This is a genomic window from Shimia sp. CNT1-13L.2, from assembly GCF_024331145.1.
In the GTDB taxonomy this organism is placed as follows: domain Bacteria; phylum Pseudomonadota; class Alphaproteobacteria; order Rhodobacterales; family Rhodobacteraceae; genus Shimia.
The window spans coordinates 15216-39885 of sequence record NZ_JANDJO010000001.1; the positions used below are offsets into that span (position 1 = coordinate 15216).

Annotated in this window: 28 protein-coding genes; 10 read left to right on the forward strand and 18 right to left on the reverse strand. The window is 62.6% G+C overall.

The genetic code is table 11. From position 1 onward, the window contains the following. Positions 1-8: 8 nt before the first annotated feature. The 4 genes from NNA36_RS00060 to NNA36_RS00075 all read right to left on the reverse strand — a co-directional run bounded on the left by NNA36_RS00060 (position 9) and on the right by NNA36_RS00075 (position 1757). Entirely contained in the window at positions 9-506 is a 498-nt protein-coding gene (locus NNA36_RS00060) for a hypothetical protein (RefSeq protein ID WP_255103068.1), read from the reverse strand. Positions 507-515: 9 nt separating this feature from the next. After that, positions 516-920, reverse strand: coding sequence for a universal stress protein (locus tag NNA36_RS00065; protein ID WP_255103071.1), 405 nt, complete (start codon positions 918-920; stop codon positions 516-518). 23 nt (positions 921-943) lie between these two features. Then, positions 944-1354, reverse strand: coding sequence for a universal stress protein (locus NNA36_RS00070; protein WP_255103072.1), 411 nt, complete (start codon positions 1352-1354; stop codon positions 944-946). 82 nt (positions 1355-1436) lie between these two features. Beyond that, entirely contained in the window at positions 1437-1757 is a 321-nt protein-coding gene (locus NNA36_RS00075) for an antibiotic biosynthesis monooxygenase (protein ID WP_255103074.1), read from the reverse strand. Positions 1758-1881: 124 nt separating this feature from the next. Between NNA36_RS00075 and NNA36_RS00080 the strand changes: the two genes are divergently transcribed. The 3 genes from NNA36_RS00080 (at position 1882) to NNA36_RS00090 (ending at position 4081) form a co-directional block, all read left to right on the forward strand. Further along, a complete protein-coding gene (locus NNA36_RS00080; RefSeq protein ID WP_255103076.1) occupies positions 1882-2526 on the forward strand; it encodes a hypothetical protein in 645 nt (214 codons plus the stop codon). Positions 2527-2645: 119 nt separating this feature from the next. After that, positions 2646-2966, forward strand: coding sequence for a hypothetical protein (locus tag NNA36_RS00085; protein WP_255103078.1), 321 nt, complete (start codon positions 2646-2648; stop codon positions 2964-2966). A 149-nt stretch (positions 2967-3115) separates the two neighbouring features. After that, positions 3116-4081: a LysR family transcriptional regulator gene (locus NNA36_RS00090; protein ID WP_255103080.1), complete on the forward strand. Its 966-nt coding sequence runs from the start codon at positions 3116-3118 to the stop codon at positions 4079-4081. Between the two features lie 65 nt (positions 4082-4146). Here the strand turns inward: NNA36_RS00090 and NNA36_RS00095 are convergent, their stop codons facing one another. Continuing rightward, positions 4147-4575, reverse strand: coding sequence for a low molecular weight protein-tyrosine-phosphatase (locus NNA36_RS00095; RefSeq protein WP_255103082.1), 429 nt, complete (start codon positions 4573-4575; stop codon positions 4147-4149). Further along, a complete protein-coding gene (locus NNA36_RS00100; protein ID WP_255103084.1) occupies positions 4572-5273 on the reverse strand; it encodes a 2-dehydro-3-deoxygalactonokinase in 702 nt (233 codons plus the stop codon). The genes NNA36_RS00095 and NNA36_RS00100 overlap by 4 nt, the downstream gene beginning before the upstream one ends. Before the next feature lie 114 nt (positions 5274-5387). Here NNA36_RS00100 and NNA36_RS00105 point away from each other — a divergent pair, with 114 nt between their 5' ends. Continuing rightward, complete coding sequence (locus NNA36_RS00105; protein WP_255103086.1) at positions 5388-6086, forward strand: NAD-dependent deacylase; 699 nt, start codon at positions 5388-5390, stop codon at positions 6084-6086. A 57-nt stretch (positions 6087-6143) separates the two neighbouring features. Here the strand turns inward: NNA36_RS00105 and NNA36_RS00110 are convergent, their stop codons facing one another. The 5 genes from NNA36_RS00110 to meaB all read right to left on the reverse strand — a co-directional run bounded on the left by NNA36_RS00110 (position 6144) and on the right by meaB (position 9434). Beyond that, entirely contained in the window at positions 6144-6644 is a 501-nt protein-coding gene (locus NNA36_RS00110; RefSeq protein WP_255103088.1) for a copper chaperone PCu(A)C, read from the reverse strand. Positions 6645-6721: 77 nt separating this feature from the next. Beyond that, positions 6722-7069 (reverse strand): hypothetical protein, encoded by a 348-nt coding sequence (locus tag NNA36_RS00115; protein WP_255103090.1) that lies wholly within the window; start codon positions 7067-7069, stop codon positions 6722-6724. Positions 7070-7176: 107 nt separating this feature from the next. Then, a complete protein-coding gene (gene rpmB / locus NNA36_RS00120) occupies positions 7177-7467 on the reverse strand; it encodes a 50S ribosomal protein L28 (RefSeq protein WP_255103092.1) in 291 nt (96 codons plus the stop codon). Positions 7468-7656: 189 nt separating this feature from the next. After that, a complete protein-coding gene (locus NNA36_RS00125) occupies positions 7657-8460 on the reverse strand; it encodes an alpha/beta hydrolase (RefSeq protein ID WP_255103093.1) in 804 nt (267 codons plus the stop codon). Further along, positions 8457-9434, reverse strand: coding sequence for a methylmalonyl Co-A mutase-associated GTPase MeaB (gene meaB, locus NNA36_RS00130; protein ID WP_255103095.1), 978 nt, complete (start codon positions 9432-9434; stop codon positions 8457-8459). Before meaB ends, NNA36_RS00125 begins: the two co-directional genes overlap by 4 nt. Positions 9435-9565: 131 nt before the next feature. On the opposite strand from meaB, the gene NNA36_RS00135 reads away from it, so the two are divergent. The 4 genes from NNA36_RS00135 to NNA36_RS00150 all read left to right on the forward strand — a co-directional run bounded on the left by NNA36_RS00135 (position 9566) and on the right by NNA36_RS00150 (position 14853). Beyond that, a complete protein-coding gene (locus tag NNA36_RS00135; RefSeq protein ID WP_255103097.1) occupies positions 9566-10234 on the forward strand; it encodes a DUF3108 domain-containing protein in 669 nt (222 codons plus the stop codon). A gap of 32 nt (positions 10235-10266) precedes the next feature. Continuing rightward, positions 10267-12711, forward strand: coding sequence for an ATP-dependent helicase HrpB (gene hrpB / locus NNA36_RS00140; protein ID WP_255103099.1), 2445 nt, complete (start codon positions 10267-10269; stop codon positions 12709-12711). Positions 12712-12815: 104 nt separating this feature from the next. Continuing rightward, complete coding sequence (locus NNA36_RS00145) at positions 12816-13274, forward strand: NUDIX hydrolase (RefSeq protein ID WP_255103101.1); 459 nt, start codon at positions 12816-12818, stop codon at positions 13272-13274. A gap of 91 nt (positions 13275-13365) precedes the next feature. Further along, positions 13366-14853, forward strand: a complete 1488-nt coding sequence (locus tag NNA36_RS00150; protein WP_255103103.1) for an inorganic phosphate transporter — start codon at positions 13366-13368, stop codon at positions 14851-14853. A gap of 60 nt (positions 14854-14913) precedes the next feature. On the opposite strand, the gene gndA is transcribed toward NNA36_RS00150, so the two are convergent. The 4 genes from gndA to NNA36_RS00170 form a co-directional block, all read right to left on the reverse strand. After that, positions 14914-16317, reverse strand: coding sequence for an NADP-dependent phosphogluconate dehydrogenase (gene gndA, locus NNA36_RS00155; protein WP_255103106.1), 1404 nt, complete (start codon positions 16315-16317; stop codon positions 14914-14916). A 79-nt stretch (positions 16318-16396) separates the two neighbouring features. Beyond that, positions 16397-17425, reverse strand: coding sequence for a 2-dehydropantoate 2-reductase (locus NNA36_RS00160; RefSeq protein WP_255103108.1), 1029 nt, complete (start codon positions 17423-17425; stop codon positions 16397-16399). Between the two features lie 221 nt (positions 17426-17646). After that, the gene (gene argF / locus NNA36_RS00165; protein WP_255103110.1) at positions 17647-18573 is read right to left on the reverse strand and encodes an ornithine carbamoyltransferase; all 927 of its coding nucleotides are present in this window, start codon (positions 18571-18573) and stop codon (positions 17647-17649) included. Between the two features lie 4 nt (positions 18574-18577). Continuing rightward, the gene (locus tag NNA36_RS00170) at positions 18578-19759 is read right to left on the reverse strand and encodes an aspartate aminotransferase family protein (RefSeq protein WP_255103112.1); all 1182 of its coding nucleotides are present in this window, start codon (positions 19757-19759) and stop codon (positions 18578-18580) included. Positions 19760-20060: 301 nt separating this feature from the next. On the opposite strand from NNA36_RS00170, the gene NNA36_RS00175 reads away from it, so the two are divergent. Next, on the forward strand, positions 20061-20942 hold the full coding sequence (locus NNA36_RS00175) for a DMT family transporter (protein ID WP_255103114.1): 882 nt from the start codon (positions 20061-20063) through the stop codon (positions 20940-20942). Between the two features lie 4 nt (positions 20943-20946). On the opposite strand, the gene NNA36_RS00180 is transcribed toward NNA36_RS00175, so the two are convergent. Then, positions 20947-21747 (reverse strand): ABC transporter permease, encoded by an 801-nt coding sequence (locus tag NNA36_RS00180; RefSeq protein WP_255103116.1) that lies wholly within the window; start codon positions 21745-21747, stop codon positions 20947-20949. 128 nt (positions 21748-21875) lie between these two features. Here NNA36_RS00180 and NNA36_RS00185 point away from each other — a divergent pair, with 128 nt between their 5' ends. Next, positions 21876-22460, forward strand: coding sequence for a GcrA family cell cycle regulator (locus tag NNA36_RS00185; RefSeq protein WP_255103118.1), 585 nt, complete (start codon positions 21876-21878; stop codon positions 22458-22460). A 62-nt stretch (positions 22461-22522) separates the two neighbouring features. On the opposite strand, the gene NNA36_RS00190 is transcribed toward NNA36_RS00185, so the two are convergent. Together NNA36_RS00190 and NNA36_RS00195 are read right to left on the reverse strand one after the other, a co-directional pair. Further along, a complete protein-coding gene (locus NNA36_RS00190) occupies positions 22523-23266 on the reverse strand; it encodes a prephenate dehydrogenase/arogenate dehydrogenase family protein (RefSeq protein WP_255103120.1) in 744 nt (247 codons plus the stop codon). 185 nt (positions 23267-23451) lie between these two features. After that, complete coding sequence (locus tag NNA36_RS00195) at positions 23452-24651, reverse strand: multidrug effflux MFS transporter (protein ID WP_255103122.1); 1200 nt, start codon at positions 24649-24651, stop codon at positions 23452-23454. Positions 24652-24670: the final 19 nt, after the last annotated feature.

Genomic DNA, 24670 nt, shown 5'->3' on the forward strand with positions numbered 1-24670 from the left:
TCTCGGCGCTAGTTGATGTCGCCGAATTGACCAATCACATCGGCGATCGGCGTAAAATACTTTGCTTCGCTCGGGCTGACGTCACGCAACAAGGTTTCCGCCCGTGCCACGTTCTGGCGAAACACTTTGCGTGCTTGCGGCATCGCCTCTTGCGTCACGGCCTTCATGCGAAATCCCCCTTCCCGCAGCCGCCCCGCCGAAGTGTCAGTGTTGGCACGCACGAATTGGTAGAGGTTCCTGCTCACTCGCGTCAGGGCGACCTCGGCTTCCCAGTAACCCGCATTATGCGAAAGCACCTTCGCGCCGGCCCGGTAGGACTGTTGAAAACAATCAACCTTATACTCAGCCACCACCTTCGAACAGGTCTCGAATCCCTCCTCCAGGATACTGACAACTTTTGCGGTTTGGGTTTGGGACAACCCTACGCCACCACCGTCCTGCGCCCGGGCAGAAAAACTACCCAGACACAAGGCAAGTACACTCACTTTACCGATCCAACCTTTCATGGATCAGGCTCAGCGCATCACATGCACGGCACATTGCGCATGACGCACAACCCGCGCTGCTGTCGAGCCAAGAAGATAATCGCTCAGTCCCGGCCGGTGTGATGCCATGACGATGCAATCGACATCATGCTCATCCGCGTACTCGAGGATCGTCCGCCCGGAATGCCCTGATACCACAGCCACTTCGAGTCCGGTGCCTTGCAGGTCTTCCGACAGCCCATCAGACATGGCGGAAATGTTGTGCTCAATCTGGCCCTCGGGCAACTGCTGCACGATATAGTCCGGGATCGCCTCAAGAACGGTCAGGGCCGTGATACGCGCCCCTTCATCCGCCAGAAGCTTGGCAATCTTCACCACTTCTGCAGTGCGCGGATCGTGGTCCGCGGCAATCGGTACAAGGATGTTCTTATACATGTCGTTTCTCCAGCTTTTCGACGTCAGCGCACAACGTGAACGGCACAGCGCGCATGGCGAACAACGCGTGCGGCGGTGCTACCCAACAGATAGTCCTGCATCCCGGGCCGATGCGATGCAATCACGATCAGATTGACATCGTGTTCGTCGGCCCAATCAACAATAGTGCGTCCAGAATGGCCTTCAACCACAACGCCCTCGACATCAGCATCCGCATCGCGGGCCAGGTCTTCAAGCGATTGCACGATGGCACCACGTGCCTTTTCGTGAAAGCCTTCGGGGACATAGTTGATTGCATAGGCCGGCAATTGGTCCATCACGTGGATCATGGTGATCTTGCCACCATCATCCAACAGCTTGACGGCAACCGCGACCGAGGCTGCGACGTTTCTATCGTCGTCAAAGGACACGGGAACAAGAATATGTTTGTACATTGCGCCACTCCTTCCGAGTGTCCCAAGCCTAGGGCGAACCCGCATCAGTCGCCTTGATTCAGGTCAGACCCGTTTTGCAACCTCAGTCAAAGGCCTCGGCAACATCATACATCACCGGCTCGAAGCTGCGGCACAGCTGGTTGATCTTGCGGTTCCTCTCGCGCATCTCGTCGCTGCGCAGCATCGCCTGAAAGTCCTCGCGCCTCTCCCATTGCGAGTAGTTGGCAATCCGCGTCTGCGCATCGTTCACGTGCAACCCCGCCGCAATGAAACCGGGTTGCTTGGAGATAAAAGTCTCATAGGCGTCGGTCAGGGCGTCCATAAGATCCTGGCAGGTTCCCGGCGTCATTTCGAACGTCGTGATGACTGTTTGATGGCTCGCATTCTTGGAAATCTTGGGCATGGGCTCCTCCTCTAAGTTCAGCTTAGACCAGCCCTGGCAAATCTGGCTAGGAGTTTTTGGCACCGGAAACATGTGGTTAACCGATAATTTACCTTCCTTCCCAAATGCTTGAACGGAGGGTGCCATGATCCGAACGCTGCTATTTCTCCTGTTTGCCGCAACACCCGCCCTGTCCGGGCCGTGGATGCGTGACCAGGGGAATGGCTTTGCATCCTTCGCAACGGAAAGCCCCATAACACCCGGTTCCGCCAGCTACAGTTCGCTCTACATCGAATATGGCCTGCGGCCTCGGCTCACTCTGGGTTTCGACGGCGGCAGCGATTTCACCGGATCGGGTAGTGCGCTCCTCTTCGCCCGTACCCCCCTATGGAACGGAAAACACAGCCGCCTGTCTGCCGACCTCGCTCTGGGCGCAGAATGGTATCCGGGGCTCCAAAGCCCCGTGATCCGCCCCGGCCTGTCATGGGGACGCAACTACCTCTTGCGCGACAAATCAGGCTGGATGGCGCTGGATACCACATGGTCTTGGCGCCCCAAGGACGACACCCACCGCCCCAAACTCGAAGCCACCCTCGGCCTTACCGTCACTGCCCGTAGCAAGGTCATGCTGCAATCCACCTGGGAACACGCCAACGGCACGCACAGCCTGTCACTCACCCCGACCCACGTCTACCGCTTCGGCAAAAACAGCTTCCTCACCTCCGCCGTCGTTCTCCACCAATCGCCGCGCCCATCCGCCTTCAAATTCGGGGTTTGGTACACATTCTGACACTGGCGTTTCCGTGAATTGAATTTGCCCCCTGCCTTTGGCATACTTCGCACAAAGGTTCTGATCTTCGGGACATCGTGAAAACACGAGGCCGGCGGTCGCTAGTCGAGGCAGACAACATGAAACGTATCCTGTGCGCGGCACTGCTGGCCGCATTCGTAGTTCCCGCCATGCCCGAACCGGTCGAGGCCGGCGTCATTTCACGCGCCTGCAACAAGTCCGACCGCAAGGCCGCCTCGCGCCGCATGTGCCGCTGCATGCAGCAGGTCGCCGATCAAAGCCTGTCACGCAACGATCAGAAACTCGCCGCGACCTTCTTCAAAGACCCCCACAAGGCACAGGAAATCCGCCAGTCCGACCGCCGCAGCCACGAACGGTTCTGGCTGCGCTACAAGGATTTCGGTAGCGTCTTCGCCGCCAGCTGCGGGCATCTGAACTAACCCGCACTTTTCAACCACCTTAAACTAACAATCCTCCCTTTCGCGCCCGGCGAAAGGGCAATCTATTTATTTACCGCCATTTTCGAAGCGTGTAGCGTGCCATCCGAACGCCCGTAGTTTCACAAAATCGGAATCCGGAGAAACAGGACATGCTCGCCAAAGGTGTGACATTGCGCGGCCTCGAAGTCTTCGAGGCCCTTGCCCACAGCGGCTCGGTCGCCCAGGCCGCCGAAGCAACCGGCCTGTCGCAACCCGCTGTCAGCCAGCAAATCAAGAACCTGGAGGCCGCCCTTGGCGCAGACCTCGTGGACCACGGCAAACGCCCAATGCGCCTGACCCCGGCCGGGCGCAGCTTCCTCGCCCGCACCACCTCGGTTCTGTCCGAACTGCGTCTGGCCCAGTCCGAGTTGTCAGTGATGGACCTGTCCCATCTGACCACGCTCAACATGGGAATCATCGACGACTTCGACAACGACCTCACGCCGCGCCTCGTGACCGTTCTGGCCGAAAGCCTCACCAACTGCCGCTTCAAGCTGATCACGGCCGCCAGCCATGAAATCACCCAGGCCATGAAAACCCGCGACCTGCACCTTGGGGTCTCGGCCAGCACCGGCGAAGTTCTGAGCGGGGTCACCGAATACCCGCTGGCCCGCGATCCCTTCATCATCGTCGCCCCCCGCGGCCAGCTGCCGACGGGCGGTGTCACTCTCGATCACCTCAACAGCCTGCCCTTCGTACGCTACGAACGCGAACAGCTGATTTCACGCATGGTCGATGCCCACCTGTCGCGCGAACGGCTCGACTTTCCCGATCGGTTCGAAATCGGCAGCCACCTTGCCCTGATGGCCCTTGTGGCGCGTGGCATCGGCTGGACCATCACCACCCCGCTCGGCTACATGCGCGCCACCCGGTTCCACGAACAGGTCGAGGCGCACCCCCTGCCCTTTGCGCCGTTCCACCGCAATATTTCGCTGTTTGCCAGCAGCGACTGGGCCGACCGTGTCCCCCGCGACGTCAGCCAGACCATGCGCCGCCTGATCCAGACCCACATCATCGAACCGGGTTTGAAAAATCTGCCGTGGCTGGAAGGCGAACTGCGCCTGATCGACGGCTAAGTCACGTCCAAGAAGTTTGGAATGGAACTGCCCGGCGGCAACGCCGGGCTGCGCCTGCCAGCACCCTAGATCGCCGCCTTCAACCCACGTGCGCAGTCTTCGATCAGGTCCAGCACCCCGTCAAAGTCGCGGGTGTAATAGGGGTCCGGCACCTCGTCCACACCGCGCTCCGGCGCATAGTCGGTAAACAGGCGGATCGGCGTCTCGTTCCCCGCAGGGCGCAGCCGCTCCATATTGGCGATGTTCGAAGCATCCATCCCGATGATCAGGTCAAACCGGCCAAAATCCGCAGAGGTAAACAGGCGCGACCGCAGATCGCTGATGTCATAGCCGCGCCCCTTGGCGGCCACCTGCATCGGCCCGTAGGGCGGCTCTCCGGCATGCCAGTCGCTGGTCCCCGCGCTGTCGGTTTCAACGTCGCTCATGCCCCGGAACACACCTTCGGCAGCGGGCGAGCGACAGATGTTGCCGAGACAGACAAACAGAACCTTCACGCCACGCCTCCGTGTGCGGCAACCGCCGCCTTCATGCCTTCCAGAACCATGTCGGTATCGTCGGCCCGCATCACCGGCACACCCTGCCCGGCCAGACCGCCAGCCAGCGCCTCGGCAGCGCGCCCTTCGCCGATCACCACAACCTGCTGGCCAAGCCAATAAGGTTTCGCCGCAGCCAGTTCCGCCCCAAGCAAAGCGCCCCAGAGCGTGCCCGCATCGCCCGCCCGCGCGACATAGGCCGCAAGCCGTTCGGGCCGCGCCATCGCATCGGCCATCGCCTCGCGCAGCTTGATATCATCCCACATCTCGGACACGTCGATCGCCGCCGCCAACCGCGCGGTCACGAAACGCTGGAAGGAAATCACCTCACCGGCGCTGATATGCGCCCAGACCGTGCTTTCGCCAACGATGCACAGGACTCCGTCCCAGCGATCATCCCGCGCCGCGAACCCTGCGATACGCGCCTCGGCCCCGTCGCTGGGCTGGCCTTCCCACTCCAACGCGGGAAACAGGAAGCCGCCCCCCGCACCGGGCACCAATCCTTCGGGGATTGCCTTGCAGGGCACCGCGCGACGCGGGGCGCCATCGCCGCCCACCATCACAACCGTTCCCATCGCATCCTCCACCGGGGCGCCTTCTGGCATGGCCCACATGCGCACGTTGCGCCCGCGCTTTTCTGCCGCGATCCATTCCGCCATGAAAAACTCCTTTTCCTTGGTGTTGCGGATGCAGACAGCGACGTCAACACCTCTTGCCGCCTGACGCCCCCTCGGACACCATGGCGACATGCCTAACACATATGGGAACGTCCAATGAGCCACGACAAGATCGTCATCCTGACCGGCGCCGGAATTTCCGCCGAAAGCGGCCTCGGAACCTTCCGCGACGAAGGCGGCCTCTGGGCGCAGCACCGCATCGAAGATGTTGCCACGCCGGAAGGGTTCCATCGCAACCCCGATCTCGTGCACGCCTTCTACAACGCCCGCCGCCAGCAGGCCGCCACCGCCACGCCCAATGCCGCCCACGAAGCATTGGCCCGTCTGGAACGCGACCACCCCGGTGAAGTCCTGATCGTCACCCAGAACGTCGACGGGCTGCATGAAAAGGCCGGATCAAAGAACGTCCTGCACATGCACGGCATCCTCGCCGGTGCCCTCTGCGCCGCCTGCGATCACCGCTGGCCGGCCCCCGGCGACATGCACAAGACCGACACCTGCCCCGAATGCGGCGCCCTGGCCACGCGCCCCGACATCGTCTGGTTCGGCGAAATGCCCTACCACATGGACGACATCTGGCAGCACCTCGCCACCGCGGACACCTTCGTCGCAATCGGCACCTCGGGCGAGGTCTATCCGGCCGCCGCCTTCGTACAGGAGGCCGCGATCAACGGGGCGCACACCATCGAACTCAACCTCGAACCCTCGTCACGGGTGTCGGACTTTGCCGAAACCTGTTTTGGTCCGGCCACCCAGATCGTGCCGCGCTGGGTGGATCAGGAACTGTCCCGCTAAAACGCGAAAAGGCCGGACGCGCCCGCCCGGCCTTTCCAGATACACTGTGCAACAGGATCAGTTGGTCTGCTTGTTCATGTTGCCGTGGTCATGTTTCATCATCTTCATGCCGTGCTTCGGCTTGCGCTCGAGATCGACCGGGATTTCAACAACCACTTCACCGGCCTTTTCGAACACGAGGGTCACGCTCACGACGTCACCATGCTCAAGCGGCTGGGTCAGGCCCATGAACATCACGTGGTCACCGCCACGTTGCAGCATATGCGCGCCATGTGCCGGAATGGCAAAGCCCTCTTCGACATGCAGCATCTGCATCACGCCATCGGCGTTTTCCTTGTGAGTGTGCAGTTCAACGCGCTTGGCCACGTCCGAACGGGCCTCGATCAGCTGGTCGTCGGCATCGCCGTGGTTCATGATTTCCATGAACGCCGCGCCCGACTTCGACATCTTCGCCGAAACGCGCGCATAGGGATCTTTGACCATGATGCCTTCGGCAAGGGCAGGTGCAGCAATGGCAAGAGCGGCCACGGTGGCCATGGCAAGGGATTTGAAGGACATAACGTCTCTCCTGTCTTCTCGTAGATTTCAGTAGGTTTTCTGGGGGGAGTGCGTTTGGAAAATGGCCCAAAACGGGCTCAGCCAAACATCGGTGGGGCACGCGCCGACGCATCTACCGGTCGAATCACCCGGAAGGTCACGTCCTTGGCTGCTCCAATCCTCCGCCCTCGGCTTTCCACGGGAACTGCCAGCGCAGGGACAGGCGCAACGGCATCCAAAAGGGAAAGGCTGAACTCCGGACAGATATGAGCCGGACCCGTCGGATTGCCCTCGGCATCCATGGGCACCATGACCGGTCCAGTCCCGGTGCAGAGTTCCATGTAGCCGGACGCAGTGGGCATCCCGCGCGCAATCGCCATGCTGTGGCCGGTCATCACCAGCACAGATACCAGCAGAATCGCGATGTAAGCACGCAAACGGATCATGCCGCAGATATAGGCACTCCAGCGCGGGAATGTATAGCGACAAAACGAAACAGCCCCGCCTGATCATACTCAGGCGGGGCCGTCTTCACTGTCCGATTAACAAGAACTTAGGCGTTTGCGGCCTGAGCTTTTGCAATCTCTTTTTTGATTTTCAGCGCGTTTGCCGAAAGTTCTGCATCCTTGGCTTTTGCCAGGAACGCGTCCAGACCACCGCGGTGGTCAACCGAACGCAGAGCCGAAGCCGAGATGCGCAGCTTAACGCCACGGCCCAGAGCTTCAGATTGCAGGGTCACGTCGTTCAGGTTGGGAAGGAAACGACGCTTGGTTTTGTTGTTGGCGTGGCTGACATTGTTGCCAGTCATCGGGCCTTTTCCGGTCAGTTCGCAACGGCGCGACATGGGTACATCCTCGTTTTACGGTCCACGGGGAACGTACCCCGTCAAAGGAAATGGGCGCCGCCAAGCGCAGCGCCCGGAATTTTGTTCGGCGTCATTAGGCCGTATTCGGTGTGCCGTCAAGTGATTCAGGACAATGAATCTTCAAGCACAGGCCCATGTACCTATTGAAGGGCCGCCCGTCCACCACTCTCAAGGGGTTTCCCGTCCCATTTCCCCATGTTTCGCAGCAGCAAAGGCCGAAAGCGCCGCATGTCCGCGCTTTTCCGCATTCTCCGACAGGTGTCGCCAATAGGTGGGTGATTCCCTGCGCCCCGCCCTGTGCATTGCGACGATGTCCGCAGGATCGACCTGTCCGGACAGCAACAGACCCTGAACCCGGCTGAAACCACCGCTCTCGCCCAGAACCCGCGTCGCCGGATGCCCGCCACAGCCAAGCCGGCAAAGTCGCAGCTTCGGAAAGGCCCGCAGGATCATCTGCGCATTGTAGATATCCAGCGGCCGGAACGGATCGGCCAGCACCACGCCCCGCATCCCCCGCCGCGCCCGCGAGGCCACATCGCCCAGCACCGGATCAAATCCATCCGCACTGTCACGATACCGCCGATCCTTGGGCACCACCTTGGGCGCAATCGAGAACTGCGGCGAGATCAGGATGCAGTGCTGAACGCCCAGCGCCTTGGAAAAGCGCATCGCCCCGAAACCGCCCATCGAGAACCCGGTCGCCACAACCCGTCTGTACGGATCGGCGATCTCGGCAATCCGCGCCTCGAAGGCCCCGGTTTCGTCGTTGACATACCAGTCATTCACCCGCGCTTGCAGGTGCAGGTGCGCATATCCGCGTTTCACAAAGCGCTGTACGGGCGTGCTCTCCGAGAACACGCCATCCTCGGCCACCCGCTGACGGAAGGTCACGATCAACTTCTTGGCGTCCGCGTTGAAAAGGGTCGCCCGCAGGCGATCCCCGTCAAAAAGGATGCGCCCCTCTGCCGTCATGAGGCCAGATGCTCCTCCAGCATCCTGCGCGCGGCACGGCTGGGCGTCGCGTCGCCGTTTTCAACCTCGATGGCCAGATCGGCCATGGCTTCCCGCGCCGGCGACTGCAGCAACTTGGCCAACAGACCCTGCCGCACTTCTTCCTCGAACCAGAACCGCGCCTGCGCCGCTCGACGGGCATCCCAGTGGCCGTTGTCACGTCTCCACCCGCTCAGCGCCTGCATCTCTTCCCAGGCCTTCTCAAGCCCGTCTTCTTCGATTGCCGACACGGTCATGGCTTTCGGGAAATCCGCCGGGTCTTGCGGACGTTTGCGCAACAGACGCAAAGCCCCGGCATAATCGGCACAGGTGCGGATGGCGGTGGGTTTCAGATCGCCATCCGCCTTGTTCACAAGGATCACGTCCGCCATCTCCATGATGCCGCGCTTCACCCCCTGCAATTCGTCACCACCCGCCGGTGCCAGCAACAACAGGAACAGGTCCGACATCTCGGCCACAACGGTTTCCGACTGCCCGACCCCGACGGTCTCGATCAGAATCACGTCAAAGCCCGCAGCCTCGCACAGTGCCACAGCCTCGCGCGTCCGCCGGGCGACACCACCAAGGTGCGACTGGCTGGGCGACGGGCGGATAAAGGCGTTCTTGTTGCGCGAAAGCCGCTCCATCCGGGTCTTGTCGCCAAGGATGGATCCTCCCGAACGTGCCGACGATGGGTCCACCGCCAGAACCGCCACGCGCAGCCCCTTGTCCGTAAGCAGGGTGCCAAAGCTTTCGATAAAGGTCGATTTGCCCACACCCGGCGTACCCGACAGACCAATCCTCAGCGCCTGCTTGCCGCTGCCGCGCAGTTGCTCAAGCAATTCGCTGGCCTGCGCCCGATGATCCTCGCGCCCACTTTCCACCAAGGTAATCGCCCGCGCCAAGGCCCGGCGATCCTGTTTAAGAATCTTGTCACGCAGCTGTGCGATGTCCATTACGGTTCCCGTGTCCTCCGGCGCGTCGCGCGCCCCTTTTCATGCTGATCGTTTACATGCCTTGTTCCAAGTTTGCTTGTCTACCCAATTCCCGCCACCTAAGCGCAGCGCTTCGATGCGCCGCACTGATTTTGGGCCTCGCCACCCCGGCCCTCGCCGAAGAGACCCAGACCTGGAGCGCCCATGCCTTTGGCATCAAGGTCGGTGAACTTGGCGTCCATATGAAGGAAGACACCGGCACCTACACCGGCAACGCCACGTTCAAGACCACCGGCCTGGCTGGCGTTCTTGCTCGCATCCGCTTTGACATCACGACCAGCGGCACGCGGGAAAGGTCGACCTATACCCCCCACACCTATTCAGGCGACATCGACACCGGCCGCCGCCAGTCGCGCACCGTCGTGGACTTCTCTCGCCCTACCCCTCGCAAAACCAAGGGCGACCAGACACCGGCAAGCCCCATCTCTGACGCGGCCCTGAAGGGTGCCATCGACCCGCTGACGATGCTCTGGCTCACTTTGAAGGATCGCCCCGCCGACACGCTATGTTCGCTGAAACAGCGCCAGTTCGACGGCACGCGCCTTGTCGAAATCACCCTGACAACCCGCGAAACGCGCAGTTCCCGCATCATCTGTTCCGGCACCTATCACCGCCTCGGCGGCTACAGCGTCGAAGAACTCAAGGAAATGCCCATCACCCCGCTCTCGGTGATCTACGAACCCCACGGTGCCCTCTGGCGACCCACCAAGCTCAAACTGCGCAGCCGCCACGGCCCGGCCACCCTTGTACGGCGGGACTAGACGCGCCCGCGCCCCTGCCGGATAAGGGCATCATGACGACCCTACCCATCCACGACGCCATCGCCCCCCTGATCACGGCCCTCACCGATCGGGGACGTGCCGTTCTGCAAGCGCCCCCCGGTGCAGGCAAAACCACCGTCGTGCCGCTTGCCCTGCGCGATGCCGATCTGACCTCGGGCAAAATCCTGATGCTTGAACCCCGCCGCCTCGCTGCCCGCGCCGCCGCCGAACGCATGGCGCAAACCCTGGGTGAGAAACCCGGCGAAACCGTGGGCTACCGCGTGCGCGGCGAAAGCAAGGTCAGCGCAAGAACCCGTATCGAGGTTGTCACCGAAGGCATCCTCACCCGCATGATCCAGTCAGACGCCGAACTCTCGGGCATCGGCGCGGTGATCTTCGACGAATTCCACGAGCGATCCCTCAACGCCGATCTTGGCCTCGCCCTCTGCCTCGAAATCGCCGAGGCGCTGCGCGATGACCTCATCCTGCTGGCCATGTCGGCAACGCTCGATGCCGAACCCGTGGCAAAGCTGATGGGCGACGTGCCGGTCATCACCTCCGAGGGTCGCGCCTATCCGGTCGAAACCCGCTGGCTCGAGACCCCCACCCCGAAAACCATGCGCCTCGAAGAGGCCACGGCCCGCCTGATCACACGGGCGGTCGACGAAACCCAAGGCGGTGTGCTTGTCTTCCTGCCCGGCGAAGGCGAAATCCGCCGTACCCAGTCGCTTCTGAACCTGCCCGCCGATTGCCAAGTGCGCCCGTTGTTTGGTGCGATGCCGTTCAAGGACCAGCAGGCCGCCATCAAACCCGCCGAAACTGGCCGCAAGGTGGTGCTCGCGACCTCTATCGCGGAAACCTCGCTGACCATTCAGGACATCCGCGTTGTCGTCGACGCAGGCCGCGCCCGCCGCGCGCGCTTTGATCCCGGCTCGGGCATGTCCCGCCTTGTCACCGAACGCGTCACCCGCGCCGAGGCCACCCAGCGACAGGGCCGCGCCGGTCGCGTTGCCGAAGGCACCTGCTACCGCCTCTGGACCAAAGGCGAAGAAGGCGCGCTCCTGCCCTTCCCCCCTGCCGAGATCGACGCCGCCGACCTGACGGGTCTCGCCCTCGAACTAGCGCTCTGGGGTGCGCAGCCCGAAGACCTCGCCTTTCTGACCCAGCCAAACCCCGGCACCTATGCCGAGGCGCAGACCGTCCTGCGAATGTTGGGCGCTCTCGATACCCAGAACCGTATCACCGAACACGGCCGCGCTCTCGCGGCCATCCCGCTGCATCCCCGTCTGGCCCACATGCTGGCCATCGCAGGGTCACAGGCCGCGCCCCTCGCCGCCCTCCTGGCCGCCCGCGATCCCCTGGGCCGTGGTGCGCCGGTTGATCTCTCCCTGCGCTTTGAGGCCCTTGGCAATCTCAAGGCCTTCACCGACCGTCGCCCCTATCAGGTCAACCGCGCCGCCCTGCACGGTATCCGCGACGAGGCGAAACGCCTTGCAAGGACAGCCAAGACCAAGGACGCCGCGCCCCTCAACGCCGCCGAAATGGCCGCGCTCGCCTATCCCGACCGCATTGGCCTGCACCGCAAGGGCGACGCCCCGCGCTTTATCCTTTCCGGCGGCAAGGGGGCCATCCTCGACGAAGGCGACCCGCTGGCAAGCACCCGCCTCATCGTGGTCACCGACACCGACGGCAATCCTCGCGAAGCCCGCATCCGGCAGGCCATCCAGATCTCCGAGGCGGAAATCCGTGGCCTCTTTGCCGATCAGATCGCATGGCAGGACAACTGCACATGGTCGAAACGCGAGCGCCGCGTCATCGCCCGCCGGCAGGAAATGTTTGGCGCAATCGCCCTTGATGACAGGATCTGGAAAGACGCCCCCGCCGATGCCGTCGCCACCGCGATGCTAGATGGCGTCCGCGATCTCGGCCTGACCCTCTCGGACGCGGCCGGCCGCTTTGTCGCCCGCGTCGATCTGATCCGCGAGGCCGGCCACGACCTGCCCGACATGTCCCCCGAGGCCCTGCTTGAGAGCATAGAAGACTGGCTCCTGCCGAATCTTTCGGGCGTCAAGACCGCCGATCACTGGAAAAAGTTCGACCTCCTCGAACCCCTGCGCGCGCGGCTTGACTGGAACCAGATGCAATTGCTCGACCGTCTGGCCCCCGCCCATTTCACAACGCCGCTCGATCGTAAGATCCCCATCGACTATTCCGGCGAACACCCCGAAATCTCGCTCCGCCTGCAAGAGATGTTCGGACAGGTCACACACCCGATGGTCGGCAACACCCCGCTGCGTGTCACCCTGCTGTCACCTGCCGGACGCCCGGTGCAAACCACGATGGACATCCCCGGTTTCTGGGCCAGTTCCTACGACGACGTGCGCAAGGATATGCGCGGCCGTTACCCGAAACACCCCTGGCCCGAAGACCCGACTCAGGCCGATCCAACCCTGCGCGCAAAACGGCGAAATCGCTGATCCCCAACAAAATAAGGGGATGGGGTTGAAGTTCCGTAAGGACAATGTATATACATTTCCGATACAACGAAAAACATGACCCGAGCAGACACCTTTTTGATCCGATGACTGACGCCTTGAAAAACGCGCTGACCAATGTGGTCGCCCCGATGCTGCGCCGCCCCAAGCGGATGCAGGTGGCGGCCCTTTGCTATCGCGGTGAAGGGGCCGACAAGAAGGTTCTTCTGGTCACAAGCCGCGACACCGGCCGCTGGATCATCCCCAAAGGCTGGCCGATTGACGGCAAGTCGGCATCTGAGGCCGCGCTTCAGGAAGCCTGGGAAGAAGCTGGCGTCAAGAAAGGCGAGGCCACCTCCGAGGCCCTCGGCACCTACGATTATGACAAGGAACTCAAGACCGGCCTGCCGGTCCGTGTTGAAACCCTCGTCTACCCGATCAAGGTCCAGCGCCTCACCGACAGCTATCCCGAAGCCCACGAACGCAAGCGCAAATGGGTAAGCCCCGACGAGGCCGCCAACATGGTGAACGAACCGGAGCTGAAACAACTGCTGCGCCAATTGTGACACTTTTATGACAATTTTATGACACTCGGGTTGATTTGCTCGGGTCTCTGCCCTACGGCGGCGCCAACATGCTGCACAAGGGGACGATTCCGTGAGCACACAACCACCCAACGACGCCGATCACCTGGAAACGCTTGATCGCGACCTCGACCGCTTTTCCCACCTCGAAACCGCAACGCAATATGTCTCGCGCCCGATGGTTGGCCTCGGCATCGCGCTGGTGTTCATCGTTCTCGCCGGCATCACCGCAGGCGTTTTCTTTGGCAACCACCCTTCCAACCTTGTTGTGATCGCCGCCGCCGGTTTCGGCGCCTACATGGCCATCAACATCGGCGCCAACGACGTCGCCAACAACATGGGCCCCGCCGTGGGGGCCAACGCCCTGACGATGGGCGGTGCCATCGTGATCGCCGCCCTGTTCGAAAGCGCGGGCGCGCTGCTTGCGGGCGGCGACGTGGTCTCGACCATCTCCAAGGGCATCATTGATCCCAGCGGCATCGCCGATGCGCAGATCTTCATCTGGGCCATGATGGCCGCGCTGATCTCTTCGGCGCTCTGGGTCAACCTTGCCACCTATGTTGGTGCTCCGGTCTCGACCACCCACTCGGTTGTCGGGGGCGTCATGGGCGCAGGTATCGCAGCCGCCGGTTTCGCCGCCGTGAACTGGCCCACCATGGGCAAAATCGCCGCCTCCTGGGTCATCTCGCCCGTCCTTGGCGGGGCCATCGCCGCCGCCTTCCTTGCCTTCATCAAGGCCAAGATCATCTACCAGGACGACAAGATCGCCGCCGCCCGCCGCTGGGTTCCGGTTCTCGTCGGCATCATGGCCGCGGCCTTCGCCTCTTACCTTGCGCTCAAGGGCCTGAAGCGCGTGGTCAAGATCGACCTACCCACCGCCCTGACCATCGGTCTCGTCGTCGGTGCCATCACCTATGTCATCACCGCCCCGCTGATCCGCAAGCAATCCGAAGGCCTTGAGAACCGCAACAAGTCGCTCAAGGTACTCTTCGGCCTGCCGCTGGTCTTCTCTGCCGCGCTGCTGTCGTTTGCCCACGGTGCCAACGACGTCGCCAACGCGGTCGGCCCGCTGGCCGCCATCGTGCACGCTTCCGAGTTCGGCGAACTGGCCAGCAAGGTTGCCATCCCGATGTGGGTCATGGTGATCGGTGCCTTCGGGATTTCCTTCGGCCTCTTCCTGTTCGGCCCCAAGCTGATCCGCATGGTCGGCAGCCAGATCACCAAGCTGAACCCGATGCGCGCCTACTGCGTCGCCCTGTCGGCAGCCATCACCGTGATCGTGGCCTCCTGGCTGGGCCTGCCGGTATCGTCGACCCACATCGCCGTCGGCGGTGTCTTCGGGGTCGGTTTCTTCCGTGAATGGCACGCCGAACGCCGCCTGCGCAAATCCGCCGCCGCGCGTCCCGAGACCAAGCGGATCGCGCCCGAAGAACGCCGCCGCCGCAAGCTGGTGCGCCGCAGCCACTTCATGACCATCGTGGCCGCCTGGGTGATCACCGTTCCGGCCGCCGCGCTCTTGTCAGGCACCATCTTCCTGATCCTGAACGCGGTCATCAACTAAACCGAAATCGGGCCCGTCCTTGCCAAGGCGGGCCCATTTTCCATCCAAGGTCCGGTTGGGTCAATCCCACCAAGGACCGTGATGTTTGCCCTCTTCACCAATCCGGGCAAACCCGTGCATCCCGAAAAAGTCGCGCTGCCCCTGAATCAGGTTGGCCGTCCCCCGCGCCTGCCGCAGGCTGTCGTACCACGCCAGCGAGGCACTCATCGCAGGCACCGGCAGGCCAGCCGCCACCGCGGCCCCCACCACCCGGCGCAGGGCCGGAACCGTGCCCCCAAGCCGCGAGGCCATATCCGGCGCCAGAACCAGCGCGCCATGCGGCAACGATCCACGCAACGCCTCTGCCAGATCATCCAAAAGGGCCGATCGAATGATGCACCCCTCCCGCCAAATCTCGGCAATCCGCGCAAGGTCCAATCCCCAGCCAAACTGTTCAGACGCCGCCTGCATCACCGAAAACCCCTGCGCATGGGCAAGGATACGCGCCGCTTCAAACGCCTCTGCCAGCTCGGTTTCGTCCGGCACAATCGCTTCCGACGCCCCCCCCGACAACACGGTTTCCGCCGTCTCGCGGGTCTCTTTCATCGAAGACCAGCCCCGCGCACCCACCGCCGCCTCGATGGCACTGGCCGACTCGCCCAGCTTGAGCGCCTCGATCACGGTCCAGCGTCCGGTGCCCTTCTGGCCCGCCTGATCCTCGATCACATCCACCATCGCCTTGCCGCTGGCGGGGTCCACCGCCGACAAGACCGCCGCCGACGCCTCGATCAGGTAACTGCGCAACGCGCCCGCATTCCAGCGCCCGAACATCGCGCCAGTTTCCTCCGCACCCTGCCCTGCACCATCGCGCAACAGGCCGTAAACCTCGGCAATCATCTGCATATCGGCATATTCGATGCCGTTGTGGACGGTCTTGACGAAATGCCCCGCCCCATCCGGCCCGACATGCGCCACACAGGGCGACCCTTCGTACCGCGCCGCAATCGCCTCGGCCATCGGGCGCAGCTGCTGCCAGCTATGGCCGGTGCCGCCCACCATCATCGAAGGCCCGTGCCGCGCGCCGCGTTCGCCACCGGACACGCCCATGCCAACGAAATGCAGCCCCCGGGCCTGCAACGCCGCCGACCGCCGCCGTGTATCGTTGAAATCCGCGTTGCCCGCATCAATGATCGTGTCGCCCGCCTCCAAAAGCGGCGCGACCTGTTCGATCATCGCATCCATCGGTGCGCCCGACGGGATCATGAACAACACGACCCGCGGCGACGCCAGCGCCGCAACAAGCTCTGGCAATGTCTCGCAAGGCACAATCCGTTCCGAAAGGGTACCGGCCTCCTTGACGAAATCGCCAATCCACTCGGCCTCGCGGTTGCTAACCGCGACCCGAAATCCCTGTTCCGCAAGGTTCAGCGCAAGGGCGCTGCCCATGGTGCCCAAACCGAAAACACCAATATCACCGTTACCCATGCAGGGGCCTCCCGTCTCACGCACCTGTTGTCGCCAACAACCTGCGCCGGATCGCCCCGATCTGCAAGTGCGGCTCTGCCTACCTGCGCACGGCCCTCGGCGACAGCTTCGGCGATCCCGCGCCACGCAACTCGGCATCACGGATCAGTTCCGCAACCCGCGCATTCAAAGGCGCCTCCAGCCCCTCCTGCTCGGCCAAAGCCACGATCATGCCCTGCAACTCTGCGATTTCGGTGGTCCGCCCCTGTTCAAGGTCTTCCCACATGGAACTGCGTGCCTTGGGATCAATCGTCAGCATCGACCGCGCCACGCGGTTGAACAAAGGCGACGGCAACCGCAGGATTTTCGGCAACCAGCGCATCGGCATCCGCGTGTTCATTGGTGGCACAACCTCAATCCCCGCCGCCTCGACCACCTTCAGCGCCTCGGCCATCTGGTCCGCCACGATCCGCCGCCACGCCATCGACCGCAACTGCTCGCGCAGCGGGATCCCCGCCAGCGCGTTGATCGCATTGTTGAGGTTCACCAAGAGCTTGCCCCATTGCACCTCGGTCATCTTGCTGCGCTCGTGAAACGTCAGGTCGTTGACACTCAGATGCCAGGCAAGACGCCCCGGCCCCTTCTCGATATAGATGTCCCCGCTGGTGCCCCGGTGGAACCGGCCACCGCCCATGTTGACCACGTTGAACGGCACCATCCCTGCGCGCACATCCCATCCGGGCAGGCTGCGTTTCAACACACCGGCATTGCCCACCCCGTTCTGAAGGCTGATCACCACCGCATCCTTGCGCCCATGTTCGCGGATCAACTGCCCCATCTCGTCCGTGTCCCGGCTTTTCACGGTCACAAGGATGATATCGGCCTGCGCAAGACAGGCGGGATCGGTCTGCAGGCCAAAGCTGTCCGGCGACAGCTCCTCGTCCATGCCGGTAAAATCGGTAAGCATCAGGCCCTGACGCGACAATTCCTCGTGCATCCGCTCGCGCAGCAGCAGGGTCACGCAATGCGCCCCACGCGCCAGCAATCCCCCCACGAAACAGCCCACGCTGCCCGCGCCTGCAACAACGATCTGCGGATAGGCAGACTTGCCCTTTTCCTTGCCAGCCATGTTCTCTCCTGCTTGGCCGCGGCTTCTGCCGCCCAAAGGAAACCATCACACTCGCACAGGATCAAAAAACGCGATCCCCAAAAGGTCGCCCCACCCCCTAAATGGCCTTTGGGGCAAATTTGCGACCAGCATGTGCCAACTACACATAAACCCGCCCGATCACGCAAAAGAAAACGCCCCACCGAACCGGCGGGGCGTTTCCAATTAACCTTTCAGGGCAATCACTTGCCCAGGCACCACCGCATAACCGCCTTCTGTGCGTGCAGGCGGTTCTCAGCCTCGTCAAAGATCACCGAATGCGGGCCGTCCATCACGGCGCTGGTGGCCTCTTCGTCACGGTGCGCCGGCAGGCAGTGCATGAAAAGCGCGTCCGGCTTGGCGTGGCTCATCAACTCTTCGTTCACCTGGAAGGGACGCAGCTGATTGTGGCGACGTTCCCGCGCCGACTGCGCGTCATGCATCGAGACCCAGGTGTCGGTCACGACAAGATCGGCACCAGTAACCGCTTCAACCGGATCACGCACGATCTCGATCTTCGATCCTTTCGAGCGCGCCAGATCCACGAACTCCTGCTCCGGATCAAGAACCTCGGGGCCGGTAAAGGTCAGGTCGAAACCGAACTGGCCCGCCGCGTGAATGAACGAGGCACAGACGTTGTTACCGTCACCCGACCAGACCACCTTCTTGCCCTTGATCGGGCCGCGATGCTCTTCATAGGTCAGGATATCGGCCATGATCTGGCAGGGGTGGGTACGGTCGGTCAGACCGTTGATCACCGGCACATCCGCATACTCTGCCAGTTCAAGCAGAACCTGCTCTTCAAAGGTCCGGATCATGATCAGGTCGACATAGCGGCTCAGAACACGTGCAGTGTCGGCGATGGTCTCACCGTGGCCCAGCTGCATTTCCTTGCCCGACAGAACCATCGTCTGCCCGCCCATCTGGCGCACGCCCACATCAAACGACACGCGGGTCCGGGTCGAGGGCTTTTCGAAAATCAGCGCAACCATGTGATCCTTGAGCAGCTGGTCGTCGTCCAGCGCCCCGCGCGGACGGCCGTTGCGCGCATTCTTGATGGTCTTGGCGCTCTCGATCATGCCCCGCAGATCGGCTTCATCGGTCGTATGAATATCCAGGAAATGGTTCATCGTCTCAGTCCTTCTTCGCGGCAACCTGCGCCGCTGCCTTCTCAAGCCGCACAACGGCCTCGGCAATCTCGTCTTCGGAAATGTTCAGCGGCGGCAGCAGGCGCACCACGTTATCGGCGGCGGGAACGGTGACAACCTCGTTGTCATAGCCCGCGTTCACCACGTCCATGTTCGGCGCATAGCACTTCAGGCCCATCATCAGACCACTGCCACGCACCTCTTCGAACAGGTCGGGATAAGAGGCCACCAGCCCCTCCAGCTTCTGCCGGAGCAAACCGCTCTTGCGGTTCACATCCGCAAGAAACTCGGGCGCGGCAACCACGTCCATCACCGCATTGCCCACGGCACAGGCCAGCGGGTTGCCGCCATAGGTCGACCCGTGGGTGCCTGCCGTCATGCCGCTGGCCGCTTCTTCTGAGGCCAGAACGGCCCCAAGCGGGAAACCACCGCCAATCCCCTTGGCCACCATCATGATATCCGGCGAAATGCCCGCCCATTCATGCGCAAACAGCTTGCCGGTCCGGCCAACACCGCACTGCACCTCGTCCAGGATCAGCAGCACGTCGTTTTCCTTGCAGATATGCGCCAGTTCCTGAAGGTCTTCATCCGCCATCGGACGGATGCCGCCTTCGCCCTGAACCGGCTCGACGATGATGGCGGCTGTCTTGTCATCAATCGCATCATTCACCGCCGCGACGTCGCCCCAGGTCAGCTGCTTGAAGCCCGGCAGCAGCGGGCCAAAGCCCTTGGTCATCTTCTCCGACCCCGCCGCGGCGATACCCGCCGACGACCGGCCATGGAACGATCCGTCAAAGGCGATGATCTCGACCTTCTCGGGCTGGCCCTTTTCATACCAGTACTTGCGCGCCATCTTCACCGCCAGCTCACAGGCTTCGGTGCCCGAGTTGGTGAAGAAAACGGTATCGGCAAAGCTCTCGGCCACCAGCTTGTCAGCCAGCGCCTGCTGCTGCGGGATCTCGTAGAGGTTCGACACGTGCCAGATGGCATTCGCCTGCTCGGTCAGCGCGTTCACCAGCACCGGGTTGGCATGGCCCAGAACATTCACCGCAATCCCCGCCCCGAGGTCCAGAAAACGTCGGCCATCCGCCTCGATCATCCAGCTTCCTTCGCCTTTGACAAAGCTCAGAGGCGCACGGTTATAGGTCGGCAAAACAGAAGGGATCATGGTCCTGTCCTTAGATAAGAAGCCCTGTGGTTGCCCCACGCGGGCGGTCAAGTCAACAATGTCGGATTGTGCTGCGCGCTCAAGGCGCAATTTCTGGGAAGTTCCTGCGTTTTTCACACAGCAACGGGAACGCGGCCGGTCTTATCGGCGGCGTTCGGTTCGCAGGCGTCGGAGGCCCTGATATGCGATCTTGTTACCCATGACGCCCCTTTAGCGGGCCGTTCCCCTCTTGAGAACCCCCAATCTGCACCTGCGGCATTTCCGCTTGATCCCTGTTGCAATCCCATCCAATGCTCACCCCATGAGCGAGACCTCGCAAAACCCGGCGCTGGCCGCCATCCTGACCATCGCGGCCTCGGGCTTTGCAGCGGGCACGACCCTGTTGGCCAAGGCGCTTGGCACCGGCGCGCTCGGCACCCCGCTTCACGCGCTGCAAATCAGCCACGGGCGGTTTCTCTTTGCGTTCCTTGGCTTTGCCATCGCGGCCCTGATCCTGCGGCCAAAGTTCACCAAACCACATCTCGGCCTGCACATCGGACGTTCCAGCCTCGGCTGGGGTGGTGTCACCCTGATGTTTGCCGCCGCATCCTTTATCCCGCTGGCCGACGCCACAGCCATCAGCTTTCTCAATCCGGTGTTCGGGATGCTGTTCGCGATTCCCTTCCTCGGCGAACGCATCGGACCATGGCGCTGGGGCTCGGCGGCCATCGCGCTTCTCGGTGCGTTGATCCTCATGCGGCCCGGTGCTGGCGCTCTTCAATTCGGGGCACTCATCGCCCTGACAGCCGCCCTCTGCATGGGCGCGGAACTCATTTTCATCAAGCTGCTCTCGGGCCGCGAGAAACCCTTTCAGGTTCTGATCAGCAACAACGCCATCGGCCTTGTCATCGCAACCGTGGCCGTCCTCTTCGTCTGGCAATCGCCCGCCCCGCTTCAATGGCTGGCACTGGCGGGAATCGGTGCGTTGATGGCGATGGCCCAGACCTGTTTCATCAACGCCGTGCGCCTGGCTGACGCGAGCTTTGTCTCGCCCTTCTTCTACTGTGCACTGGCCTTCGCCACCCTCTATGATGCGGTGGTCTTCAGCGTCCTGCCCGACTGGACAAGCTGGTGCGGCGCGGCCCTGATTCTCGCCAGCGCCGCAATCCTCGCATGGCGCGAAACCCGCAACCGCCGCGCCTGAAGCCCTAGCTCTTCAGACGATAACCGGTCCGCAGCATGGTCCATGCCGACAGCGCAATGGCAAAGGTCCACCCGGCCACAACAACAAGCCCCAGAACCGGCGAACTGTCCGACACGCCCAAGACGCCATACCGCGCCCCGTCGATGACATAGAAGATCGGGTTGAAATGGGTCACCGTCTGCAAGACCGGCGGCAGCGCCGTCACCGAATAGAAGGTGCCGGACAGAAAGGCCAAGGGCGTCACGATGAAATTGGTGATCGCCGCCATCTGGTCGAACTTGTTGGCAAAAATCCCTGCAACAATGCCGATCGACCCCAACAAGGCGCCCCCCATCACGACAAACAGCAGGGCCCACAGCGGATGCGCCACGCCCATCCCGAGGAACAGGGCAAGGCCCGTCATGATCGCGACCGCCACCAGCACGCCACGTACGACACCCCCTGCAAGATAGCCGATCACCATCTCCAAAGGCGCAATCGGCGGCATGAGGGTGTCAACGATATTGCCCTGCACCTTCGAGATCACGATCGACGATGAGGTATTGGCAAAACTGTTCTGAATCACCGTCATCATCAGGATACCGGGCGCGAGGAACTCGATAAACGGCACCCCCATCACATCGCCCCGACGCGGGCCAATCGCGATATTGAAGATCATCAGAAACAGGCCCGCCGTCACAAGCGGTGCCAAAAGGGTCTGCGTCCAGACCGCCGTAAACCGCAGAATTTCCCGCTTTGCCAGTGTCCAGAGCCCCAGCCAATTCACCCGGCCAAACCTGCGCACACCCATTTCAAGCTGATTCATGGCGTCCTGCCCCTGCTTCTTCTGATTCTCTGCCTTGTAACTCGGACCGGGGTGGCTAAAATAGGCCCCTGACCAAGAAATGCGGGGCGGTTCAAAAAAGAGCCGCCTTTTAGCTGAGGAATTCACGGATGTCCTGGACCGACGAGCGCGTAGAGCTTTTGAAAAAAATGTGGGGCGAGGGCCAATCGGCCAGCCAGATCGCCAAAGAGCTGGGCGGCGTCACCCGTAACGCGGTGATCGGCAAGGTGCACCGCCTTGGCCTGTCCAACCGTGCGACCTCGACCAAGACCGAAACCAAACCCAAGGCCGAGGCCAAACCGAAACCGGCTCCCAAGCCCAAGGCCGCCGAAGCGCCCAAGCCCAAAGCCGAGCCCAAGCCGGAACCCAAGACCGAACCCGCCGTTGCTGCACGTCCGGCCACCAGCCCGGCCCGCAAGGCAATCATCCCCGCCGGCCAGCCGCTGCCGCCGCAACCTTCGGCAAACGAAATCAGCCCCGAGGCGCTTGCCAAGGTGAACGAGGTCGAGAAATCGGCCAAGAAACTCACTCTGATGGAACTGACCGAGCGCACCTGCAAATGGCCTGTGGGCGATCCGGCCACCGAAGACTTCTGGTTCTGCGGTCTGCCTGTGCAACAGGGCAAACCCTATTGCGAAGCCCACGTCGGCGTCGCCTTCCAGCCGATGTCCTCGCGCCGCGACCGCAAACGCTGATCGGTCCGCGCAGAATTACAAAGAACCCCGCTGCCACATGGCACGCGGGGTTTTCTTTTGCCTCACGCCTCGAACCGTCCGCGCACCTCGGCCGCGCGCGCGAAAAACGCCTCGCGCACCTCTGCGGCAAAGGGGTTGGCCGCTTCGATGGCATGCAAGACCGTGGGCGGATCATCCTTCACCATCCCGACCGCCTCGCGCAGAAGGTCGAAACTCGCCGTGGTCATCCGCTCCGGCAGCGGTCCCATCTCGACCAGCACCTTGGCAATCAGATGCGTCAGCCCCTGCACCATCGCCGCCTCGCGATCATGTGCCTCGGCGCTCTCGACAATCACCTCCAGCCCCAGCCACCGCAGGAAGCCCGCAACCTGATGATGCCTGCGCCCCCGCACCGGGCACACCACGATCTTGCGGCCCGCCACGCCCTCTTTTGCACTCTGCGGCCCGAACAGCGGATGGGTGCCGACAATATCCACCCCCACCGGCAACAGTTCCTGCATCAGGGCCACCGGCTCCATCTTCACCGATCCCACGTCAATCACCAGCGCCCCCGGCCGCAGCATCGGCCCCAGCAGCCCGAACAGGTGCCGCATCCGCGCCACCGGCACTGCCACCACGATCACCGCACACTGCGCCACATCGGCCAAACTGCCCATCTCCAGCGCCCGCCCGTCCGGCAGCACCGCCTGCACATGCACCGGATCATGCACCACCACGTCGAAATGATCGGCCAGAACAGATGCCGTCAGCCGCCCGAAAGCCCCGAACCCCACAAGGCCAAGGCGTGTCTTTTCCTGAAACCCCATGACAAGGCTCCTTCTCACTTGGGCCGCGCGCCAGTGTGAAGATTGTGCCTCTCGTTCAACTCACCGCGCCGCGGCGGTTGAACATGATTAGACCCCCGCCACTTATGTGGTCAGGGCATAATAGACGGTGAAGATGAGGCCAGTCCGTGTCATGCCGCCTCCCTCGCACGTCTCATTGTCTCAAGTCAATGGGTTGTCCCCTCGCGCAGGTCGATCCGGCGCACGTAAAGCGCCGCCAGCAACCCGCCCCCGGCCGAGGCCAGCATGATCCAGAGCAACAGTTCCACACCGTTCTCGGGCGACAACACCGCCCCCGTCAGCATGGTCAACAGCGCGCCCCCGGCCACCATCAGCGCCCCCGACAGGCCCGATGCACTCCCCGCCAGTTGCGGCCGCACCGACATCGCCCCGGCACTCGCTGCCGGCAGGGTCAGACCATTGCCAAGCCCCACAAACACCACGCAGCCGAAATAGCTGATCGGCGAGACCACATCCGCCATCACCAGAACGATGCCAACCAGCAACCCGCCGCAGGCCACGACGCGCCCCGCCAGCATCATCACCGTCAGGCTACGGGTCTTGGCAAGACGCCCCGAAAGGAAATTACCAAAGGCAAACCCACCGGTGATCGAACCAATCCCGATCCCCACCTGCGCGGGCGTCAGGCCAAACACCTCCCCCGCCACCAGCGCAGCGCCGGTGATGAAGGCATAGAACGCCCCGACCGAAAAGGCGAGGCACAGGGAATAGCCCCAGAAACGGCGCGACCGGATCAGCTCCGGATAGCTGCGAAACTGCGCCGCAAAGGTCTCTGACGGCGTGCTATTCGTCTCACCCATATCGACCCAGGCCAGCACCATCATCCCCACCCCAAGAAGGGTGAACACCGCGAAACTGGCCCGCCAGCCAAACCACTGGTCAAGGAAGCCGCCAAAACTTGGCCCCAGCATCGGCGCAATCGCCATCACCATGCCGATCTGCCCAAGCATCGCCGCCGCCTCCTGCGCCGGCACCATGTCTCGCACCGCCGCCCGCGACAGCGCGGCGGCAGAAATCACCGAGGCCTGCAACAGCCGAAATCCAAGAAACACCCAGATGTCCTGCGCCAGCCAACAGCCGACCGAGGCCAGCGTGAACAACACCAGCCCCCCAAGCAGGATCGGTCGCCGCCCATAGCGGTCAGACAGCGGCCCCATGACAAGCTGCAACACCGCCGTCACGCCCAGATACCCGGCCACCGAAAGGTTCATCAGCGCATAATCGACACCGAAATCCGCTGCCATGTTCGCCAGCGACGGCAGGAACATGTTGAGGGTCAGGATGGACACCGCCGTCAGGATGATCAGCGTCGAAAGACGCGGCGGGGTCCGGGCCGCAGCAATCATGCGGCCCTGCCAAAGTCAG

Bases quoted from the DNA above. Each gene is read 5' to 3' on its own strand.
- NNA36_RS00110 (WP_255103088.1), bottom strand. From the start codon at position 6,644: ATGTCCTTCAAATCCCTTGCCATGGCCACCGTGGCCGCTCTTGCCATT.
- gndA (WP_255103106.1), bottom strand. From the start codon at position 16,317: ATGGGTAACGGTGATATTGGTGTTTTCGGTTTGGGCACCATGGGCAGC.
- NNA36_RS00075 (WP_255103074.1), bottom strand. From the start codon at position 1,757: ATGCCCAAGATTTCCAAGAATGCGAGCCATCAAACAGTCATCACGACG.
- NNA36_RS00100 (WP_255103084.1), bottom strand. From the start codon at position 5,273: ATGGCGGAATGGATCGCGGCAGAAAAGCGCGGGCGCAACGTGCGCATG.
- argF (WP_255103110.1), bottom strand. From the start codon at position 18,573: ATGAACCATTTCCTGGATATTCATACGACCGATGAAGCCGATCTGCGG.
- NNA36_RS00180 (WP_255103116.1), bottom strand. From the start codon at position 21,747: ATGAATCAGCTTGAAATGGGTGTGCGCAGGTTTGGCCGGGTGAATTGG.
- NNA36_RS00160 (WP_255103108.1), bottom strand. From the start codon at position 17,425: ATGGCTGGCAAGGAAAAGGGCAAGTCTGCCTATCCGCAGATCGTTGTT.
- NNA36_RS00190 (WP_255103120.1), bottom strand. From the start codon at position 23,266: ATGGGGTTTCAGGAAAAGACACGCCTTGGCCTTGTGGGGTTCGGGGCT.
- NNA36_RS00080 (WP_255103076.1), top strand. From the start codon at position 1,882: ATGATCCGAACGCTGCTATTTCTCCTGTTTGCCGCAACACCCGCCCTG.
- NNA36_RS00065 (WP_255103071.1), bottom strand. From the start codon at position 920: ATGTATAAGAACATCCTTGTACCGATTGCCGCGGACCACGATCCGCGC.
- rpmB (WP_255103092.1), bottom strand. From the start codon at position 7,467: ATGTCGCGCCGTTGCGAACTGACCGGAAAAGGCCCGATGACTGGCAAC.
- hrpB (WP_255103099.1), top strand. From the start codon at position 10,267: ATGACGACCCTACCCATCCACGACGCCATCGCCCCCCTGATCACGGCC.
- NNA36_RS00115 (WP_255103090.1), bottom strand. From the start codon at position 7,069: ATGATCCGTTTGCGTGCTTACATCGCGATTCTGCTGGTATCTGTGCTG.
- NNA36_RS00085 (WP_255103078.1), top strand. From the start codon at position 2,646: ATGAAACGTATCCTGTGCGCGGCACTGCTGGCCGCATTCGTAGTTCCC.
- NNA36_RS00060 (WP_255103068.1), bottom strand. From the start codon at position 506: ATGAAAGGTTGGATCGGTAAAGTGAGTGTACTTGCCTTGTGTCTGGGT.
- NNA36_RS00090 (WP_255103080.1), top strand. From the start codon at position 3,116: ATGCTCGCCAAAGGTGTGACATTGCGCGGCCTCGAAGTCTTCGAGGCC.
- NNA36_RS00170 (WP_255103112.1), bottom strand. From the start codon at position 19,759: ATGATCCCTTCTGTTTTGCCGACCTATAACCGTGCGCCTCTGAGCTTT.
- NNA36_RS00070 (WP_255103072.1), bottom strand. From the start codon at position 1,354: ATGTACAAACATATTCTTGTTCCCGTGTCCTTTGACGACGATAGAAAC.
- meaB (WP_255103095.1), bottom strand. From the start codon at position 9,434: ATGGACATCGCACAGCTGCGTGACAAGATTCTTAAACAGGATCGCCGG.
- NNA36_RS00125 (WP_255103093.1), bottom strand. From the start codon at position 8,460: ATGACGGCAGAGGGGCGCATCCTTTTTGACGGGGATCGCCTGCGGGCG.
- NNA36_RS00185 (WP_255103118.1), top strand. From the start codon at position 21,876: ATGTCCTGGACCGACGAGCGCGTAGAGCTTTTGAAAAAAATGTGGGGC.
- NNA36_RS00105 (WP_255103086.1), top strand. From the start codon at position 5,388: ATGAGCCACGACAAGATCGTCATCCTGACCGGCGCCGGAATTTCCGCC.
- NNA36_RS00175 (WP_255103114.1), top strand. From the start codon at position 20,061: ATGAGCGAGACCTCGCAAAACCCGGCGCTGGCCGCCATCCTGACCATC.
- NNA36_RS00195 (WP_255103122.1), bottom strand. From the start codon at position 24,651: ATGATTGCTGCGGCCCGGACCCCGCCGCGTCTTTCGACGCTGATCATC.
- NNA36_RS00145 (WP_255103101.1), top strand. From the start codon at position 12,816: ATGACTGACGCCTTGAAAAACGCGCTGACCAATGTGGTCGCCCCGATG.